14 protein-coding genes and 1 pseudogene are annotated in these 17,296 nt (G+C 50.6%); 7 read left to right on the forward strand and 8 right to left on the reverse strand.

Features of this window, described 5'->3' with window-relative positions; genetic code table 11:
• Positions 1 to 35: 35 nt before the first annotated feature.
• The 4 genes from OGV38_RS05210 to OGV38_RS05225 form a co-directional block, all read right to left on the reverse strand.
• Positions 36 to 224, reverse strand: a complete 189-nt coding sequence (locus OGV38_RS05210) for a hypothetical protein (RefSeq protein ID WP_032931709.1) — start codon at positions 222 to 224, stop codon at positions 36 to 38.
• Positions 225 to 323: 99 nt separating this feature from the next.
• A complete protein-coding gene (locus OGV38_RS05215; protein WP_016157073.1) occupies positions 324 to 1,187 on the reverse strand; it encodes an AraC family transcriptional regulator in 864 nt (287 codons plus the stop codon).
• A 15-nt stretch (positions 1,188 to 1,202) separates the two neighbouring features.
• On the reverse strand, positions 1,203 to 1,937 hold the full coding sequence (ypdB, locus tag OGV38_RS05220) for a two-component system response regulator YpdB (RefSeq protein WP_016153896.1): 735 nt from the start codon (positions 1,935 to 1,937) through the stop codon (positions 1,203 to 1,205).
• 14 nt (positions 1,938 to 1,951) lie between these two features.
• Positions 1,952 to 3,649: a sensor histidine kinase gene (locus OGV38_RS05225; RefSeq protein WP_029139619.1), complete on the reverse strand. Its 1,698-nt coding sequence runs from the start codon at positions 3,647 to 3,649 to the stop codon at positions 1,952 to 1,954.
• A gap of 387 nt (positions 3,650 to 4,036) precedes the next feature.
• Here OGV38_RS05225 and alaC point away from each other — a divergent pair, with 387 nt between their 5' ends.
• Entirely contained in the window at positions 4,037 to 5,275 is a 1,239-nt protein-coding gene (alaC, locus tag OGV38_RS05230) for an alanine transaminase (protein ID WP_016153894.1), read from the forward strand.
• Between the two features lie 66 nt (positions 5,276 to 5,341).
• On the opposite strand, the gene ypdK is transcribed toward alaC, so the two are convergent.
• Positions 5,342 to 5,413, reverse strand: coding sequence for a membrane protein YpdK (ypdK, locus tag OGV38_RS05235; RefSeq protein WP_010723117.1), 72 nt, complete (start codon positions 5,411 to 5,413; stop codon positions 5,342 to 5,344).
• Positions 5,414 to 5,756: 343 nt separating this feature from the next.
• Here ypdK and OGV38_RS05240 point away from each other — a divergent pair, with 343 nt between their 5' ends.
• Positions 5,757 to 6,371: a lysozyme inhibitor LprI family protein gene (locus OGV38_RS05240; protein WP_046275544.1), complete on the forward strand. Its 615-nt coding sequence runs from the start codon at positions 5,757 to 5,759 to the stop codon at positions 6,369 to 6,371.
• A 41-nt stretch (positions 6,372 to 6,412) separates the two neighbouring features.
• On the opposite strand, the gene lpxP is transcribed toward OGV38_RS05240, so the two are convergent.
• Positions 6,413 to 7,333 (reverse strand): kdo(2)-lipid IV(A) palmitoleoyltransferase, encoded by a 921-nt coding sequence (gene lpxP / locus OGV38_RS05245; RefSeq protein ID WP_286473015.1) that lies wholly within the window; start codon positions 7,331 to 7,333, stop codon positions 6,413 to 6,415.
• A 442-nt stretch (positions 7,334 to 7,775) separates the two neighbouring features.
• Here lpxP and OGV38_RS05250 point away from each other — a divergent pair, with 442 nt between their 5' ends.
• Positions 7,776 to 8,018 (forward strand): DUF2545 family protein, encoded by a 243-nt coding sequence (locus OGV38_RS05250; RefSeq protein ID WP_016153891.1) that lies wholly within the window; start codon positions 7,776 to 7,778, stop codon positions 8,016 to 8,018.
• Positions 8,019 to 8,101: 83 nt separating this feature from the next.
• Here the strand turns inward: OGV38_RS05250 and pgtP are convergent, their stop codons facing one another.
• Positions 8,102 to 9,493 (reverse strand): phosphoglycerate transporter PgtP, encoded by a 1,392-nt coding sequence (gene pgtP / locus OGV38_RS05255; RefSeq protein ID WP_286473017.1) that lies wholly within the window; start codon positions 9,491 to 9,493, stop codon positions 8,102 to 8,104.
• A gap of 421 nt (positions 9,494 to 9,914) precedes the next feature.
• Between pgtP and pgtC the strand changes: the two genes are divergently transcribed.
• The 3 genes from pgtC to pgtA are packed head-to-tail and all read left to right on the forward strand — an operon-like array spanning position 9,915 to position 14,351.
• Positions 9,915 to 11,108, forward strand: a complete 1,194-nt coding sequence (gene pgtC, locus OGV38_RS05260) for a phosphoglycerate transport regulator PgtC (protein WP_369707203.1) — start codon at positions 9,915 to 9,917, stop codon at positions 11,106 to 11,108.
• 11 nt (positions 11,109 to 11,119) lie between these two features.
• Entirely contained in the window at positions 11,120 to 13,114 is a 1,995-nt protein-coding gene (pgtB, locus tag OGV38_RS05265) for a two-component system sensor histidine kinase PgtB (RefSeq protein ID WP_170973721.1), read from the forward strand.
• A complete protein-coding gene (pgtA, locus tag OGV38_RS05270; RefSeq protein ID WP_269517379.1) occupies positions 13,104 to 14,351 on the forward strand; it encodes a two-component system response regulator PgtA in 1,248 nt (415 codons plus the stop codon). Before pgtB ends, pgtA begins: the two co-directional genes overlap by 11 nt.
• Before the next feature lie 104 nt (positions 14,352 to 14,455).
• Here pgtA and OGV38_RS05275 read toward each other — a convergent pair whose 3' ends face one another.
• Positions 14,456 to 14,995, reverse strand: coding sequence for a DUF2058 domain-containing protein (locus tag OGV38_RS05275; protein ID WP_181635302.1), 540 nt, complete (start codon positions 14,993 to 14,995; stop codon positions 14,456 to 14,458).
• 374 nt (positions 14,996 to 15,369) lie between these two features.
• Between OGV38_RS05275 and OGV38_RS05280 the strand changes: the two are divergent.
• A pseudogene (locus OGV38_RS05280) lies at positions 15,370 to 17,268 on the forward strand (methyl-accepting chemotaxis protein).
• The last annotated feature ends 28 nt before the right edge of the window (positions 17,269 to 17,296 follow it).

A 17,296-nucleotide genomic window follows, 5' to 3' on the forward strand; every position in this document is an offset into this window, starting at 1 on the left:
GCAGGCTGGGTGAACGCGACCGGAAAGCGGCATCATCAATGCGGCGCGTTTGGCACCGGCAGTTTCCCGGCTCTTAAGAGCGTCATTTCTTGCTTACAGAGCAGAACCACCGCCTGGCGAGCTTTAACACGGCGGGAGGTAAGGGCTCTTTTCACGGTCTGACGATCCGCACCTGATTCCAGCATCTGAAAACACATCAGGGAGAGTGCACGTCTGTTTTTCATCGCATATTCACTTTATTGAGTAAGCCTGCAGGGGGAGCTACATGCCGTTATTTTACAACGATGCAAACGGATATTACTAACCTGTTGGCGTTGTCTCACTTAACGTGCTGACTGAAAACGTACGCTGTACTCTCCCGGAGTCAGGCCAAACTGACGCCGGAACAGGCGGCAGAAATAATTACTGTCCTGATACCCGCACCGCTGTGCGACTTCGCTAATCGACAGATGGTATTTCTGTAAGATGATGCGCGCCTTCGCCATTCTGACCCACCGCAGGTACTCGACGAACCCCATGGTGCCGTGCTGGGCAAACACTTTTGACAGGTGGTTGGGCGTGATATTAAAAAACTGCGCTACGCTTTCCCGGGTCAGCGGTTGGGCATAGTTATCCTGCACCCAGTTACACATACTGTGATAGAGAAATTCAGCGCGCGGACGCTCTGTGTCAGGGCGGGTATTCACCACGCTACGACACAGATGCAGCAGGCTAAGCACCAGCGGCTGAATAATATCCTGGGCCTGAGGAGAGCGGCTTAAATGGGTTAATGCGGTGAGCATCGCCTCGCCTTCGCCGCGCTGCGGATGTGGTAACTCAATACGGCGGATCGGACGTAACAGCGATGCCGTTCGATTATCGTAAAAAGAGAGCCCCAGCCAGGCCGGGGAAAACACCAGACTCAGTAGCATCACGGGTTTATCGCTACCGGGCAAATTCGCCGCTTTCGCCGGGATAAACAGCATGTCGCCTTCAGGCAGGCTATGCTGCTGTTTTTCCAGTTGATTACTGTATTCGCCACGCAGCACGATATCGAGGCGCGGAAGGTCAATACACAAACTGCCGGACGGTAACGTGGTGGGCTGGGACGCGAACCACACGCGGCCAAGACGCTGCGGGTTCAATACCAGGCCGCTGAACAGATCGGCGAAAAACTGTTGGTCTGCGGGGAGGCCTGGCTCTTTCATCGCTCTTTCTCTGCGCTATAAGTGCATTAACTGCCTGAACTCTTTCACTTTACTCCGACTCACCGGGATTTCAAATTCCAGATCTTTTAAGCGCAAAATGTAGGTGTTGTTAAACCAGGGTTCGATCTCGCGGATTTTATTCAGATTCACACAGAACGAGCGGTGGCAGCGGAAGAAATGCGAAGCAGGCAATTTGCTGCAAAATTCAGTGATGTTCATCGGCATCACGTACGATTCGCGCCGGGTGTAAACAAACGTCATCTTTTCATGGGCTTCTGCGTAGTAGATGTCGTTGATCGGGGTCACGATGATCCGCTCATCTTTGATCAGATTGATTGTATCGTTTTCGCGGGTCACCGGACTGGCAGGCGAGGTTCCCGTTTGCTGTTGCTGCCAGGCTGCTTCCAGCTTTTGCAGCATGCCGACGATGCGTGATTCCTGATACGGCTTCAGGATGTAGTCAAAAGCCTCCAGTTCAAAGGCTTCAACAGCGTGCTCTTTCCACGCGGTAATAAAGACAATAAAGGGCTTGTGCGCGAACTGGCTGATGTTTTGCGCCAACAGGACGCCATCCAGCGAGGGAATATTGATATCCAGAAAAATGGCGTCAACGCGGTTGTGCTGGAGGTATTTCAGCACGTCCAGACCGTCGTCAAATGTGCCGACAATCTCCATCTGGCTGTGCTCTTTTATCAGCCAGCTAAGTTCCTGTTGGGCCAGGAATTCATCTTCAACAATGATGACTTTCACGACTTCACTCCTGGTTAAAGCAACAATGTGGCCGGTGCGGCTGCGGGCGAGTGCTGATTAGGCACATAAAAGGCAATCTCAGTGCCTGGCTCCAGACGGCGGATATGGAGGCCCTCGCCGTAGAGCAGCTTAACGCGATGATGCACATTTAACAGACCAATTTTATTGCCCGGCATTTCATTGGATTCGACCCGTTCAATCACTTTTGGATCGATACCGTGGCCCGTATCCCGCACGGCAATCCGTACCCGATTACCGCACTCCGCAACGCTGATGGTGACCACCCCTTTTCCTTTGCAGGGCTGAATCCCATGGACGATAGCGTTCTCTACCAGCGGCTGAATCAGCAGGCTGGGAATATAACAGCTTACCTCTTCATCGATATCATAAATAACCGTCAGCTTGTCGCCAAAACGGGCCTGTTCGATGGCGATGTAATCCTTGATTTGATACAGCTCTTTTTTGATGTCGATCTGCTCATCGTCTTTTAATTCAATATTATAGCGAAGATAGCGCGATAAATTAAAAATCAGCTGGCGCGCTGTGTCTGGATTCAGTCGCACCGACGATGAAATTGCGTTCAGGGCGTTAAACAGGAAATGGGGATTTATTTTACTTTGTAGCGCACGTAGCTCTGCCTTATTTGCCATTTCGCGTAGCTGCTCCGCCCGGGAGACTTCCAGCTGAGTCGAGATAATTTGCGACAGGCCGATGGCCATTTCTTGTAGTGAGGAGGTTATCTGATGGGCGTGACAGTAGTAGATTTTTAGCGTACCGGTGACAACACCTTTCTCCCAAAGCGGAATCACCAGCATGGAGTGTATTTCCGGCGTACGGTGCGCTTCATCATTGTTTTTAATGATGATTTTTCCGTAATTGATCGCCTGTTGCGTAGTCGGACTGACGAAATCATCATTATCGCGGTAGTTAAGTTCACCCACGCCAACGTAGGCCAGCACGTGCTGGGTGTTGGTAATAGCGACGGCATCAGCATGGATATCATGGCGAATAATTTCGCACACCTGGCGAAGCGATTCGCTATTGACCTGGCGAAAAAGCGGCAGAGTTTTGTTGGCGATATCCAGAGCCAGCTTAGCCTGCTTCGCGGCGCTGGCTTCTTTCTCGCCTTCCACGCTTTGCACCAGCATGACGATAAAACCAATGCAGACACTACCAAGAATCATTGGGATGCCGATCTTCGAGACGATATCCAGCCCCAGTTCGGTGGTGGGCGCCCAGGCGACGACGAGGATCATGGTCAGAGATTCGCACAGCATTCCGCCTAAAATACCCGCACGCCAGTGCTGCGCTTTGGGGATCCTACGGTTGATCCAGCCGGCAATGCAGCCTGCCAGAATGCTGGTGATAAAGCAGGGCAGGGCGGTTACGCCGCCGATGTCGATCAGGTAGCGGTGGGTGCCCGCGATCAGGCCTGTAATGATACCGACCCAGGGACCGAACAGAATTCCCCCTGACATGACGGCGATAATACGTACGTTAACCAGTGAGCCTTCAACCGGTACGCCGGACCAGGTACTGAACAGGGCAAACATTGAGAAAATCGCGGTAACGGCGAGCAGCTCTTTCGGGGAGTGGGCTGACTTGTGCAACAGTTCGCGAAACAGGCGGATACGAATCAGGAAAAACAGACAGAACAGCATCAGCGCTGCCCGGTCGAATACCGCCAGCAGCATATTGAATATTTCGTGCACGGGTGACTCTTGCGCAAGGGTTAAACCTCTATGATAGGTAACCTGAGGCTGGATGACCAGCACCCGCGCAGCCTGTGGCTAATGGGGAAAAACCTTAATATTAAAAGGGGATTGTTGCATGATTGTTGTATTTACAATGCCTGTCCTGTCAACGGAGCGCGAAAAGTAATATGTTTAACAATAAAATGTTAAATGGTGGTAATTTTAAGCGGAGTGTGAAAAATTTTATTTCCTCATTTTTTCTGGCACTTCCTCTTTTATCTCAATAAAAAATATTTTGTTTTGCCTCTCGACAGAAGGAAATTATTCAGGCTATTTTCTAAACGTGCCACCATCGTGGCAGCGTCGCTCGGACGGTCCGGGCGCTAACGTTAATCTGAGGATATTATGGCTGACTCCCGCCCTGAACGTCGCTTTACGCGTATTGATCGTCTTCCCCCTTACGTTTTTAACATTACTGCTGAACTGAAGATGGCTGCGCGTCGGCGCGGCGAAGATATTATCGATTTCAGCATGGGGAACCCGGATGGGGCCACGCCTCCTCACATTGTCGAAAAACTCTGTACCGTGGCGCAGCGCCCGGATACGCACGGTTACTCCACCTCGCGCGGCATTCCGCGTCTGCGTCGGGCGATTTCCCGTTGGTACCAGGAACGCTATGACGTTGAGATCGATCCGGAATCCGAAGCGATTGTGACGATTGGCTCGAAAGAAGGATTGGCGCACCTGATGCTGGCCACGCTGGATCACGGCGATACGGTCCTCGTACCGAACCCGAGTTATCCGATCCATATTTATGGCGCGGTGATTGCCGGCGCGCAGGTACGCTCAGTGCCGCTGGTCGAAGGCGTCGATTTCTTTAATGAGCTGGAGCGCGCGATTCGCGAAAGCTACCCGAAACCGAAGATGATGATCTTAGGTTTTCCTTCCAACCCGACTGCGCAGTGCGTCGAGCTGGAGTTCTTCGAAAAAGTTGTGGCCCTGGCTAAACGCTATGACGTGCTGGTGGTTCATGACCTGGCCTATGCCGATATCGTCTACGATGGCTGGAAAGCGCCGTCGATTATGGAGGTACCGGGCGCTCGTGATGTCGCGGTGGAGTTTTTCACCCTATCGAAAAGCTACAACATGGCGGGCTGGCGTATCGGTTTTATGGTAGGTAACAAAACGCTGGTGAACGCGCTGGCTCGAATTAAGAGCTATCACGATTACGGAACCTTTACTCCGTTGCAGGTTGCAGCAATCGCCGCGCTGGAAGGCGATCAGCAGTGCGTGCGGGATATTGCTGAGCAATATAAACGTCGTCGAGATGTGCTGGTTAAGGGGCTGCATGAAGCCGGGTGGATGGTCGAGATGCCCAAGGCCTCGATGTACGTTTGGGCGAAAATCCCAGAGCAATACGCCGCGATGGGCTCACTTGAATTTGCCAAGAAACTGCTGAACGAGGCGAAGGTATGCGTTTCGCCGGGGATTGGTTTTGGTGATTATGGTGATACGCACGTGCGCTTTGCGTTAATTGAAAACCGCGACCGTACCCGCCAGGCGATCCGTGGCATCAAAGCAATGTTCCGCGCCGATGGCTTACTGCCTGCCAGTGCAAAATCGGCCACTGAAAGTACCGACTAACAACACGTTTCCCCAAAAGCAAACAGGAGCCATCAGGCTCCTGTTTTTTTTGCTGCGTCTTTTAATTTAGATCATCAGGGCGAAAGTACCGGCCCAAACGATGACCATAAAAGAAATGCCCATAAAGAAATATTTCACTTTTCATCTCTCCGCGTACCTGAGGTACGTCTAAATGAACATATGCTAACCTGACAGAGAGCTGATGCACGCGTAAACGAAATGGAGAATTCCCTTCGTTTGCTTGTTTGCATCACCTCAGAATTCTGAGCTTTTATGCTCCAGACGGCGCTAATGTACGCCTAAAAATGAGGTGAGACAAGAGGCATTTTTTTATTTAATTTTAATAACTTACAAGTGTCGTGATTCGGCGACAGTTTAATTTCTGTCGGTAATAAATTGCTATTGAGCGACGAAATGTTTACTCGGAAAATTCTCATATCTCCATGATGTTAATGCGGTTAATTTTTCGCGGAATGAGATTATGAAAAGGTTAAAAATGACCAGATTAATGATGTTAGCACTCGTTCTTACGCCAGTGACGTCGATGGCGGCCTCGCCGATGGCATTCAATTTCAGCTGCGCAAGTATTGGTGGTGTGAATAGTGATGGTAAAGGCAATATCTGGATTGATGGCACTAAGGCGACGGTAAAGGCCTTCAATGAAAATTACTGGGAAGCAAAAAGCGGTAACAATACCGTGTCTATCTCCCGTAAAGATGACGGGAATCCGGACGTTTCCTGGACCGGGCCTAATCGTAAGCACGGGATTTGCCTGCCTGAAGACAATATCGACTTTTCAGGGGCAAAGAAATCGACCAGCAACGGGCCTTCTTTTTCCTGTTCTGCGGTAGCAAAGGGCAGTATCGAAGAGGTTATCTGTCAAAGTCCTTCGCTCTCAGCCATGGATTTGGCATTGAACGGGGCCTACAGGCAGGCGCTGGTGAAATCGAGTAATAACCCGACGCTCAAAGCAGAGCAACGTGGCTGGGTGAAAGGGCGTAACGAATGCTGGAAAGAGCAGGATAAGCCAGCGTGTATAGCCCGTAACTACAATGAGCGAATGGCTGAATTACAGAACAAGTGGGGCGTGAAGTAATTCAGGCGCAGAAAAAAAGAAAGGCCTTTCGGCCTTTCTTTTTAGATATATAACGAGGCTTCACCCATCGGGCGAGTTTTGAAGCGACGGTGGATCCAGAGATACTGCTCGGGCGCGCGCATGATCTCTTTTTCAATAATTTTGTTCATATACGCCGCTGCCTGGCTTTGATCTGTTGGATAACCTTCCATTTCTGGCGTGATGAACAGGCGGTAACCGGAGTTATCTGCTTTTCTTACCATGGTTACGGTCAGCATCGCTGCGCCCGATAACCGTGACAGCACGTAAGTACCGTTGGTGGTCGCGACGTTTTTGACTGCGAAGAAGGGGGCGAATGAACTCCCTTTACGACCGTAGTCCTGATCGGGGGCAAACCATACCGCTTCCCCTTTTTTCAGGGCGCCGACAATACCGCGCAGATTATTTCTGCCGATCATGGCCTTGTTGGAGCGCATACGACCGCGGGTTTGGATCCACTCCATCAACTTATTGTTGTGCGGGCGATAGGTTGCCATCATCGGTTGGCAAAGTCCCATTACGCGACCACCCAATTCGAGTGACATAAAGTGTACGCCTACCACCATCACGCCACGGTTTTGCATCTGTGCGCGTTTCAGGTTGTCCAGCCCTTCTACATCAAACCATTTGCGTACCCGGCGATCCGGCCAGAACCAGGCCATACCCGTTTCAAGCAGCGCCATGCCGAGTGAACGGAAGTTCTCATCGACCAGTTTGTCTCTTTCTTCTTGCGACAGATTTGGGAAACAGAGTTCGAGATTTTTATGAGCAATAGATTCACGGCGCTTTAAAAATGGACGAGCCAGCGTTCCTGTACGGGTACCAAGAAAACACAATACCGGATAGGGAAGTTGTACCAGTAACCAGAGCACACCGACGCCAAACCATGTGAGCCAGTAGCGCGGATGCAAAAACGCGCGTGAAAATTTACATTGGGGGAACATAATCACCTGTTGTTGATACGAAATAGGTGTATCGCGAAGATTCTTTAGTCTGCCGCTTTACAGTCTGTACTGATCGTTAGGCCGCCATGAACGACATTGGTTCCTGTAAAGAGTGTAAAACTGAGTCAGGACAAAACCAGGAAGGGGCATGAATGATCGGACGCTCAATGTACACCCGAATATTAATGTCAGCCAGAAATAATTACTCAAGATGCGTAAATGTTTTTACGGCGATTAAGGTCAAAAATGAGTCGATATATAATGCGTTGTTTTTATGACGATTAAATAAACGGCAGTCGAATAAATTATTAGTCAGCGATTGAGTGATTTTTGTAACGAAAATGTTGCTTAAATTGCGAACTATTGGGAATTGTCTTAGAATATAAATTCAAGGGAGTGTAAGGACTTACGTAAATTTTTACGGCAAACAGGAGGTATCGCTATGTTCTATTTTTGGATCTTTCTCGCGTTGAGCATTCTGAGCGTCAGTTGCTATATCTGGCAGGTTATGGGGGCTGCGGCGTCAATAAGTGCTTTTATCGGCATGGCCATACTCACGGCATTAATTTACGTTTTTACTATGCAGTTGACCAATGGTAACGAGATGGTTACCGGATTATTCCTTTTTCTTGCCCCAGCATGCGGTTTGATCATCCGCTTTATGGTGGGTTACGGTAAGCAATAAATTATCACGTTGAGCTATTTATTCTTTATCTGAATGTATTGAAGTGCCAGCGTCGCTGGCACTTTTTGCGAGACTGAAATCGGCTACCGGGCATCAGCCAACTGGAGTGACGCTTCCTCTTGCTGAGCGTTTTTCCGTTGTTGTTCGAGTTCCAGCGCGCCGCGATGGGAGAGGTAGCAGAACAGGATGCAGCAGACAATCCCGCCCATCAACAGATAGAAGCCGCCATGCCATCCCATTTTATCGACCATCACGCCAAACAGGCTGGTTCCCAGCGATGCGCCAAAAATGTAGCTCATGAATCCGCGTAACCCTACAGCAGAACCTACTGCGAAGCTGGGGACGATTTCCATGGTCTGAACGGAGGCCAGGAACTGCGGAACATAAATCAGGCAACCCACGATGGCGGCAAAAATAGTGACCATCAGCAGCGATTCACTTTTCCAGTAACCGATCAGGCAGACGAAAATCAGCGCCATACAGATCATGGCCAGCGGCATGCGACGGCCTTTAAACAGTTTATCGGTGAGCCAACCCGCCAGTAATGTGGAAGGAATTGCCGCCCATTCGAAAAGCAGAAAAGCTATGCTCATTTGCTCTTTCGAGAAATGTTTTTCGGTTAATAAATAAATTGGCAGCCAGCTAATCATACCAAAACGCACCATATAGACAAAGACGTCTACCAGTGAAACATACCAGGCATTCTTATTACGCAATACATAGGTGCAGAAGATTTGGAAGGCACTCATATTTTCTGGCGCCTGGACAGCGTGTCGGGAATTTAATACGACTTTTTCTTCCGGCATCATTTGTTCCAGAGCCGGTAAGCCCTCCTGACGCGGTGAACCTTTCCCCAGCATCAGCACAATAAAAGCAAACAGTACGGCAACACAGGCCGGAACAATATAGCTGGCGCTTTGCCAGTGTTCGCTCCCCAAAATGGCAAAAGCGGCGCCAACAATCGGGGCGACAATACCACCGCCAACGTTGTGTGAGATATTCCAGAATGCGCCAACGCGTCCACGTTCTTTACGTGGAAACCAGTTAGCGATGGTAATAAATGAAGGGCCAACGCCCATCCCCTGAAACAAACCGTTGAAAACGACCAGCGCGGCAAATATCCAGAATCCGGTACTGAACCCCAGGCCTACGTTGACGATAGCGCACAGGATCAGGCCGCATGCCATGAAGACTTTCGGGCTGGCCTTGTCTGCCAGACTGCTCATAATGCCTTTACTGATCCCATAGGCAATAAGCATGCAGCTGCTAAGTAAACCAATCTGCGTAGCGCTGAGATCCAGGTGCTCCTTCAGGTATGGAGTCGAGAGCGTGAAGTTATTGCGCACAATATAGTACGCAAGATAGCCAAGAAATACGCTGAGTAATGCCTGAATGCGGTATCGGCCATAAGTTGCCTGGACTTTCTCCGCCGGGACTTTATTCGCCGCTGGTCCTGCCTTAAATATTGATAACATATCATCACCTAATTTTTTATTGATGTGAATATCAGGATTTTTCGCAGTGAAGAGTGAAATAGACGGCAAAGAAACTCAAGTTAATGAAATGTGTCACTATTGACTCAATTTGCGGGCGGCGTGGCAGATTTTGACTCTTTTTTAATAATGGATTTTCAATTCTATTCTTTCACGGGCATTTTTATCATCGGCGTGTGCGGGTATTAACAAATTCAGGCTGCATTTTCGGGTATTCTTTACTGATGTCGTCACTTTCCGTTTGGTTATTCTACGAATAACCTTATTCTTCCCCCCAGCGGTGATAAACGGGTAAGTTTTGTCTCAATATTATTTTTTGTACATGTTGGTATTTATGAACGGGATCACAAACAGACTGTTGGGCCAGGGGCGTTTTTGGGCATTCTTGCTCTGTTTTATGTCGCTGTCGGCGAGCTGCCAGGTCCTGGGTAAAGAGCTGGTGATGGCGACCACCTTTTCCCCAGGGGCCACGGCCTGGATTATCCAGCGCTGGCAGACAGAGCCAGGGTCAGTGATGATTCGCACGTTAAACCGGACCAGCGGTTCGCTGGAACAGTTGCTGGATACTGCGAATGCGGAAAACGTCGATCTGATTTTGACCTCATCACCCATGCTGTTGCAGCATCTTCAGGAGCACCAGAAGCTGGCACCTTTCGATAATGCGCTGCCTGAAAGCCAGCGTCTGGTGCCAGACTCGATTCGCTCGACCTCCGTGGCTGTGGCGATATCAGGGTTTGGCCTGTTGATTAATCGTTCTGCGCTGGCGGCGCGGCATCTTCCGCCGCCTGCCGACTGGGGGGATTTAACGCAGCCTAAATATCAGAACGCGCTGTTGATGAGTAGCCCGTCGCGTTCCGATACCAACCACCTGATGGTTGAGTCGCTGCTGCAACAGAAAGGGTGGGAAGAGGGCTGGGCGACGCTGTTGGCCAGCGCCGGTAATCTGGTAACGATTTCATCACGCAGTTTTGGCGTGGCCGACAAAATTAAGAGCGGTCTGGGCGTGGCGGGGCCGGTTATTGATAACTATGCCAACCTGTTGCTTAACGATCCGCACCTTACTTTTACCTATTTCCCTCGCTCGGCGGTGTCACCCACCTATGTTGCCGTACTCAAGAATAGCCAGCACCCCAACGAAGCGCGTCGCTTTATCCGCTATCTGTTAAGCCCGGAAGGACAGCGGATCCTTGCGGATGCGAACACGGGGAAATATCCGGTCACGCAGCTCGCGCCTGATAACCCACGCGCCGCTCAGCAGGCTATTTTGATGAGCCAGCCCGCGCTTAATTATCGGCTGATCCTTAAGCGGCAACAGTTGGTGCAGCGGATGTTTGATACCGCCATCAGTTTTCGACTCGCGCAGCTGAAAGATGCCTGGCGGGCGCTATACAGTGCGGAAGCGCGCCTGAAACGCCCGCTACCCGAAATCAGAGCATTACTGACCAGCGTCCCGATAGACGCCAGAAGTAGTGAAGATGAGGCCTGGCTTGCGCAATTTGAGAATAAAAGCGTAGCCGAACAGCAGATGATGGAGTGGCAGCTCTGGTTTCTTAAAAATCAGCGTCAGGCGATATCCAAACTGGAAGAGTTAAAATGAAAGGTGGTTCGATACTGCAACGCCTGCGCCAGCTCAGCATCAGCAGCAGCCTGCGGGGAGCGTTTCTGACGGGCGCATTACTGACGTTGAGCGTAAGCTGCGTCAGTTTGTACTCCTGGCATGAGCAGAGCTCGCAGATACGCTATTCACTTGATGATTACTTCCCGCGCGTACATTCCGCTTTTTTGATAGAAGGAAATCTCAACCTGGTTGTGGATCAGCTTAATGAATTCCTGTTGGCCCCCAACACCACGGTAAGGCTGCAACTGCGCAATCAAATTATTTCTCATCTGGACAAAATTGAGGTGCTGAGCCGGGGATTACAATCGGCAGAACAACAGCAGTTGGCGGTGATTTTGCAAGACAGTCGGGCGCTGATGGCGGAGCTGGACCGGGTGCTCTACAACATGTTCCTCGTGCGCGAAAAGGTGAGTGAACTCTCCGCGCGCATCGACTGGCTACATGATGATTTTACTACTGAGCTGAATTCGCTGGTGCAGGATTTTACCTGGCAGCAGGGGACGTTGCTGGATCAAATTGAGGCCAAAAACGGCGATGCAGCGCAGTATCTCAAACGTGCCAGAGAGGTACAAAACGAGCAGCAGCAGGTTTACACCCTGGCAAGAATTGAAAATCAGATCGTGGATGATTTACGCGACAGGCTCAATGAACTGAAGTCGGGTAGCGACGACGGAATGCTGGTGGAGAATCATATCCGCTATCTGGAGAACCTGAAGAAAACGGCGGATGAAAATATCCGTACCCTCGATGACTGGCCCAGTACTATCACCCTGCGGCAAACCATTGATGAGTTACTGGAAATCGGGATGATGAAAAATAAAATGCCCGATACCATGCGCGATTATGTCGCCGCGCAAAAAGCGCTCGTTGATGCTAACCATGCCAGAGAGGCAACGCTCGGGCGCTTTCGAACACTGCTTGAGGCGCAGTTGGGGAGTAGCCATCAGCAAATGCAGATGTTTAACCAGCGGCTGGAACAAATTGTTCGCGTCAGCGGTGGACTTATTCTGCTGGCGACGCTGCTGGCGCTACTTCTCGCCTGGGGGCTCAACCATTACTTTATTCGTTCGCGTCTGGTGAAGCGTTTTACCGCACTCAACCAGGCCGTGGTGCAAATTGGTCTTGGCAGAACGGATGCCACCATCCCGGTTTATGGGCGCGATGAGCTCGGGCGCATCGCAGGATTGCTGCGCCATACTCTGGGCCAGTTGAGTGCGCAAAAAAATCAGCTGGAGCAGGAAGTGACAGAGCGCAAGGAGATTGAGTCCGATCTCCGGGCAACGCAGGATGAACTGATCCAGACGGCAAAACTGGCAGTGGTTGGACAGACCATGACCACGCTGGCGCACGAGATTAACCAACCGCTGAATGCGCTGTCGATGTACCTGTTTACGGCGGGAAGGGCAATTGAACAAGGACAATCCGCTCAGGCCAGAAGTACGTTAACCAAAGCGGAGGGGCTGATTACCCGTATTGATGCCATTATCCGTTCGCTGCGTCAGTTTGCACGTCGGGCCGAGCCGGGCGCGCCTTTGCATCCGGTCGATCTGCGACAAACATTCAGCGCCGCCTGGGAACTGTTGGCCATGCGGCATAAGCCTCAGCAGGGTACGCTGACGCTTCCAGCCCAGAGTGTATGGGTGACAGGTGATGAAGTGCGTATTCAGCAGGTGCTGGTAAACGTACTGGCAAATGCGCTGGATGCCAGTCCGACTGGCGCGCAAATAGAGGTTCACTGGCAGGCTGAGGGCAGCCGATTGTGCGTCTTTGTCTGCGATAACGGCCCCGGCTGGCCGGAGGCGTTATTGCCATCACTATTAAAGCCGTTTACCACCAGTAAGGATGTGGGGCTCGGTATTGGCTTATCGATTTGTGTATCGTTAATGGGGCAAATGAACGGCGAGCTGCGCCTGGCGTCGACACCGGGGCGTAATGCCTGCGTCGTTCTGCAATTTAATCTGACGGATGTAAACGATGTTGTGTGATGACTATTCTATTCTGCTGATTGATGATGATGCCGATGTTCTTGACGCTTACACTCTGTTGCTTGAACAAGAGGGGTACCGTGTTTACGCATGCAATAACCCTTTTGATGCCCGAAACTGGCTGCAGGCCGACTGGTCGGGGATTGTTCTGAGCGACGTGTGTATGCCTGGCTGCAATGGAATAGACCTGATGACGTTGTTTCATCAGGATGATAATCAGTTGCCAATCCTGCTTATCACCGGGCATGGCGATGTCCCGATGGCGGTGGAGGCAGTAAAGAAAGGCGCATGGGACTTTCTGCAAAAACCGGTCGACCCCGGCAAACTGCTGTCGCTGGTAGAGGATGCGCTGCGTCAGAGAAAATCCGTGATTGCCCGTCGCCATTATTGCCAGCAAAAGCTTCAGGTTGAACTGCTCGGCTACAGTGACTGGGTCAATCAGTATCGTCAACGTCTGCAACACCTGGCGGAAACGGATATTGCCGTCTGGTTTTATGGCGAGCCGGGAACGGGACGTATGACCGGAGCCCGGTATTTGCATCAGCTTGGGCGCAGCGCTGATGGGCCGTTTATCCGCGGTGAACTAACGCCCGGGAACGCGGGACTACTCAATGACCTTATTGCACAGGCGCAAGGAGGAACGCTGGTCCTGAGCCATCTTGAGTGCCTGACACGTGAACAGCAGCACCATCTGGTGCATCTGCAAAGCCAGGAGCGGCGTCCGTTTCGTCTGATAGGCATTGGTGACACATCGTTAGTGGAACTGGCGGCAACCAACCAGATTGTGGCCGAACTCTACTACTGTTTTGCGATGACGCAAATCGGTTGTCAGCCGCTGTCACAGCGTCCGGATGATATTGAGCCGCTGTTTCGTCATTACCTGCAGAAAGCCTGTCTGCGCCTGAACCATCCCGTGCCCGAGGTTGAAGGGGAGTTACTGAAAGGCATGCGGCGTCGCGTGTGGTTAAGTAATGTTCGAGAACTGGCGAATGCCGCCGAGCTTTTTGCCGTTGGGCTACTCCCGCTGGCTGAAACCGCGAATCCGCAGCTGCATCTGCCTGAACCAACACCGCTCGATCGGCGGGTTGAAGAGTACGAGCGACAGATCATTACTGAAGCGCTAAATATTCATCAGGGGCGCATTAATGAAGTGGCGGAGTATTTACAAATCCCGCGTAAAAAATTGTATTTACGCATGAGAAAATACGGGCTGAGCAAAGAACACTATAAGTTTTAGTCGACAGGATTGGGGGAGAAGGGACGTCGAGAGTATTTCGGTGGCGGCGTTGGCGTTCACCGAAATAGGCAACGGAAGTCCGGGTGATTATCTGGTTGTTTTTCTTACCACATCAAATCATCAGGGATGACAAAATCAGCATACGGATCGTCTTCGTCCTTCGCTTCCTGGCTCAGCTCGCAATTTAAAACAATATAACTTGCATCGCGCTGCGCAATCTTGTCGGCGACGACAGCCGGGATAATGGCGTATTCGCTATCGTTGCCGCTTTCAGCCGTGAGTCGGACAATGGCCAAACGGCCCTTGATCAGCTGAGACTGAGTCACCTTATCAACATAGACTTTTTTGATCAGGTTATTATCAGTAAAGTTGTAACCAATATCGCCACGGGTAATGGTGATTTTATTCATTTCAATCAGTTGCTTGATCTGGGCTTTATATTCTTTAGACAGCGCGGCCTGTTTCTGCTGTTCGCTGAGCTGCTTGTCGCGCTCAATTTGCGCTTTTTTATTCTCTTCAACCGCTTCTCTGGCTTCGCGAGCCTGAACGCGCGATTTCTTCGCCGTTCTTTGCACTTTGGCCACTTTTTTGCTGCTGACCAGACCTGCCTTAAGCATCTGTTCTTGTAGGGTAAGTTTTGTCATCGTCGCTTCTAATCCAATAAAATCGTTGTCAGGATTATAACCTTAACGTTCGGCGGGATGCCAGAAAATGGCCGTGTCACGACGGTTATCTCCAGTAGGCGTCACTGTTCTGTGTCTTACTCCCTTTCCGAATCGTGTTGATAGTTAACCCGTTTTTTAATAAGAAGTAATATGCTGAATGATTTAACTAACTTGAGAATAGATATCATAAATATAAATATTCCAGTGATTTATCCTGATTGTCATAATCAAATAGAGTTATTTTGGCAGGTATTTAATCTAAAAAACAATCAGTTGTCTCTTGATCAAATTTAAAGTGCAGCCTCATTGCGCCGATAACCATAATGAAAATATGGACAATGGAGGGAAGTGGCATGTGGTGGGTTTATCGAATGCCGATGAAAATGAAGTTAATAATCGCGCTACAACCACTATTATTGGCGTTATGTTGGTTTGCTGGTTCAGGAATATTGACGCGCATTGAGACAGAACGGCAGATGGAGAATATTGCTCAACTGACAGCGCTCGCGCGTAGTGCCGGAAATGTGGTGCATGAGCTGCAAAAAGAACGGGGAATGAGCGTCGGATTTCTGGGGGCTGAAGGGAAGACGTTCTAAGATGAGTTAACCGCACAGCGGGCTTTAACCGATCGCGAGATCGAGGTCTTTGTGCGTTCACTGTCCGATACTGCATTGCCAGAAGGGGATGCCGCCAATTCTGTCACCACGTTTAAGAATAACATTCTGTCGCTTGCCACCATCCGGGAAAACGTCACGCGATTGGGGCTTCCGGCCTCAGATGTCGTTAAGTTTTATACTAATGTCATTGCTGATGTGCTGAGTTTTGTGGGCAGGTTGGGACAGTTGACGGATTCAGGCGAGATGGCGAACGCATTCGCCGCCTACTACAACTTGCTGAATTTGAAAGAACAGGCAGGTATTGAACGCGCGCTGCTGTCAAATATCTTTTCCTCCGGTCATTTCGCCGAGGGGCAGTTACATCAACTCAGTGATGTCGTCAGTAAACAGAACGTCTGGCTGGCACAATCGTTGCGTCTGAGCCCACCGGAACAGGCGGCCATGCTGGAAAGCCGCTTACAGTCCACAGAAGCGTCAAAAGCCCTCTCATTTCGCGAAACCGCGTTTAGTCATGCCGCGAACGGTGGATTTGATGTCGATCCTACTGTCTGGTTCAAGGTTCAAACCCAGCGTATTGAAGTGATGCGGCAGATAGAAGATGTGACGGCGAATCTTCTGTTAGCGAATGCGGAAAAACTCGCGCAGGATGCACGAAAAAACTGGCAAATATATATGATTGTCAGCTTGTTAGCGCTCCTGGCATCATTGGCGTTCGCGGGGGCAATCGCTATCAATATGCATCGTCAATTTAGTGACACGCTCCGCAAGATTGCGGGTATGAACGGCGATCTGACTCAACGACTGGCGACCCCGGGGAAAGATGAGCTTTCCTCACTTAATCGCGCCTATAACACGATGCTGGAAAGTATTCAGCATATCGTCCAGGAGATTAAACAAGGCTCCGTGGTTTTATCCGATGCCAGCAGCAGTATTACGGCGGGTAATCAGGACCTGGCCCAACGCACGGATGCACAGGCAGCATCAATAGTACAAGCGGTGGCCAGTATGGAACAGCTCTCCACGACGATTACGCAAACGGCGGACAATGCCCGCGAAGCGGAGCATCTGACAATAAGGCTGGAAAAAGAGGTCCGCCAGGCCAGTAACGTCGCCAGTGCGGCAAATCAAAGCATGGGGGATATTCGCTCTTCCAGTGAGAAAATCTCGAATATTGTGACCTCGATTGACGATATTTCGTTTCAGACTAACTTGCTGGCGCTGAATGCGGCAGTGGAAGCTGCACGGGCAGGAGAGATGGGCAGGGGGTTTGCGGTTGTCGCCAGTGAAGTGCGGAATCTTTCGCAGCGTTGTGCCAAAGAAGCTAATCAGATCCGCGAGCTGGTCGCGCAGAATATGGTAAAAATTAGTGAGGGTGTTGAGCGGGTTACGGCGTCCGCTACCGCGCTAGAAGCCGCGGCGGACAATACCACCAGCATGAAGCAATATATTGCGGATATCGCTCGTGTAGCGACGGAACAATCGCAAGGGGTAACTCAGATTAACCTGGCACTGCGACCTATGGAGCAGGTTACGCAGCAAAACGCGGCGTTGGTTTCTCAGGCCGCGAGCGACAGCCAGCGCCTGGACAATCTGTCAGTCACCATGAAGGATCTGGTCAATCGTTTTGTTGTCTGACCTGACGCCGTTTAACCGACCCGGACAA

The sequence above is a fragment of the Citrobacter sp. Cb080 genome, from assembly GCF_030334745.1.
Taxonomy (GTDB): Bacteria; Pseudomonadota; Gammaproteobacteria; order Enterobacterales; family Enterobacteriaceae; genus Citrobacter; species Citrobacter braakii.

Coding starts and splice junctions, on each gene's coding strand:
- pgtP (WP_286473017.1), bottom strand. CDS start 9,493: ATGTTATCAATATTTAAGGCAGGACCAGCGGCGAATAAAGTCCCGGCG.
- OGV38_RS05210 (WP_032931709.1), bottom strand. CDS start 224: ATGAAAAACAGACGTGCACTCTCCCTGATGTGTTTTCAGATGCTGGAA.
- OGV38_RS05215 (WP_016157073.1), bottom strand. CDS start 1,187: ATGAAAGAGCCAGGCCTCCCCGCAGACCAACAGTTTTTCGCCGATCTG.
- pgtA (WP_269517379.1), top strand. CDS start 13,104: ATGTTGTGTGATGACTATTCTATTCTGCTGATTGATGATGATGCCGAT.
- OGV38_RS05240 (WP_046275544.1), top strand. CDS start 5,757: ATGAAAAGGTTAAAAATGACCAGATTAATGATGTTAGCACTCGTTCTT.
- OGV38_RS05250 (WP_016153891.1), top strand. CDS start 7,776: ATGTTCTATTTTTGGATCTTTCTCGCGTTGAGCATTCTGAGCGTCAGT.
- lpxP (WP_286473015.1), bottom strand. CDS start 7,333: ATGTTCCCCCAATGTAAATTTTCACGCGCGTTTTTGCATCCGCGCTAC.
- OGV38_RS05275 (WP_181635302.1), bottom strand. CDS start 14,995: ATGACAAAACTTACCCTACAAGAACAGATGCTTAAGGCAGGTCTGGTC.
- alaC (WP_016153894.1), top strand. CDS start 4,037: ATGGCTGACTCCCGCCCTGAACGTCGCTTTACGCGTATTGATCGTCTT.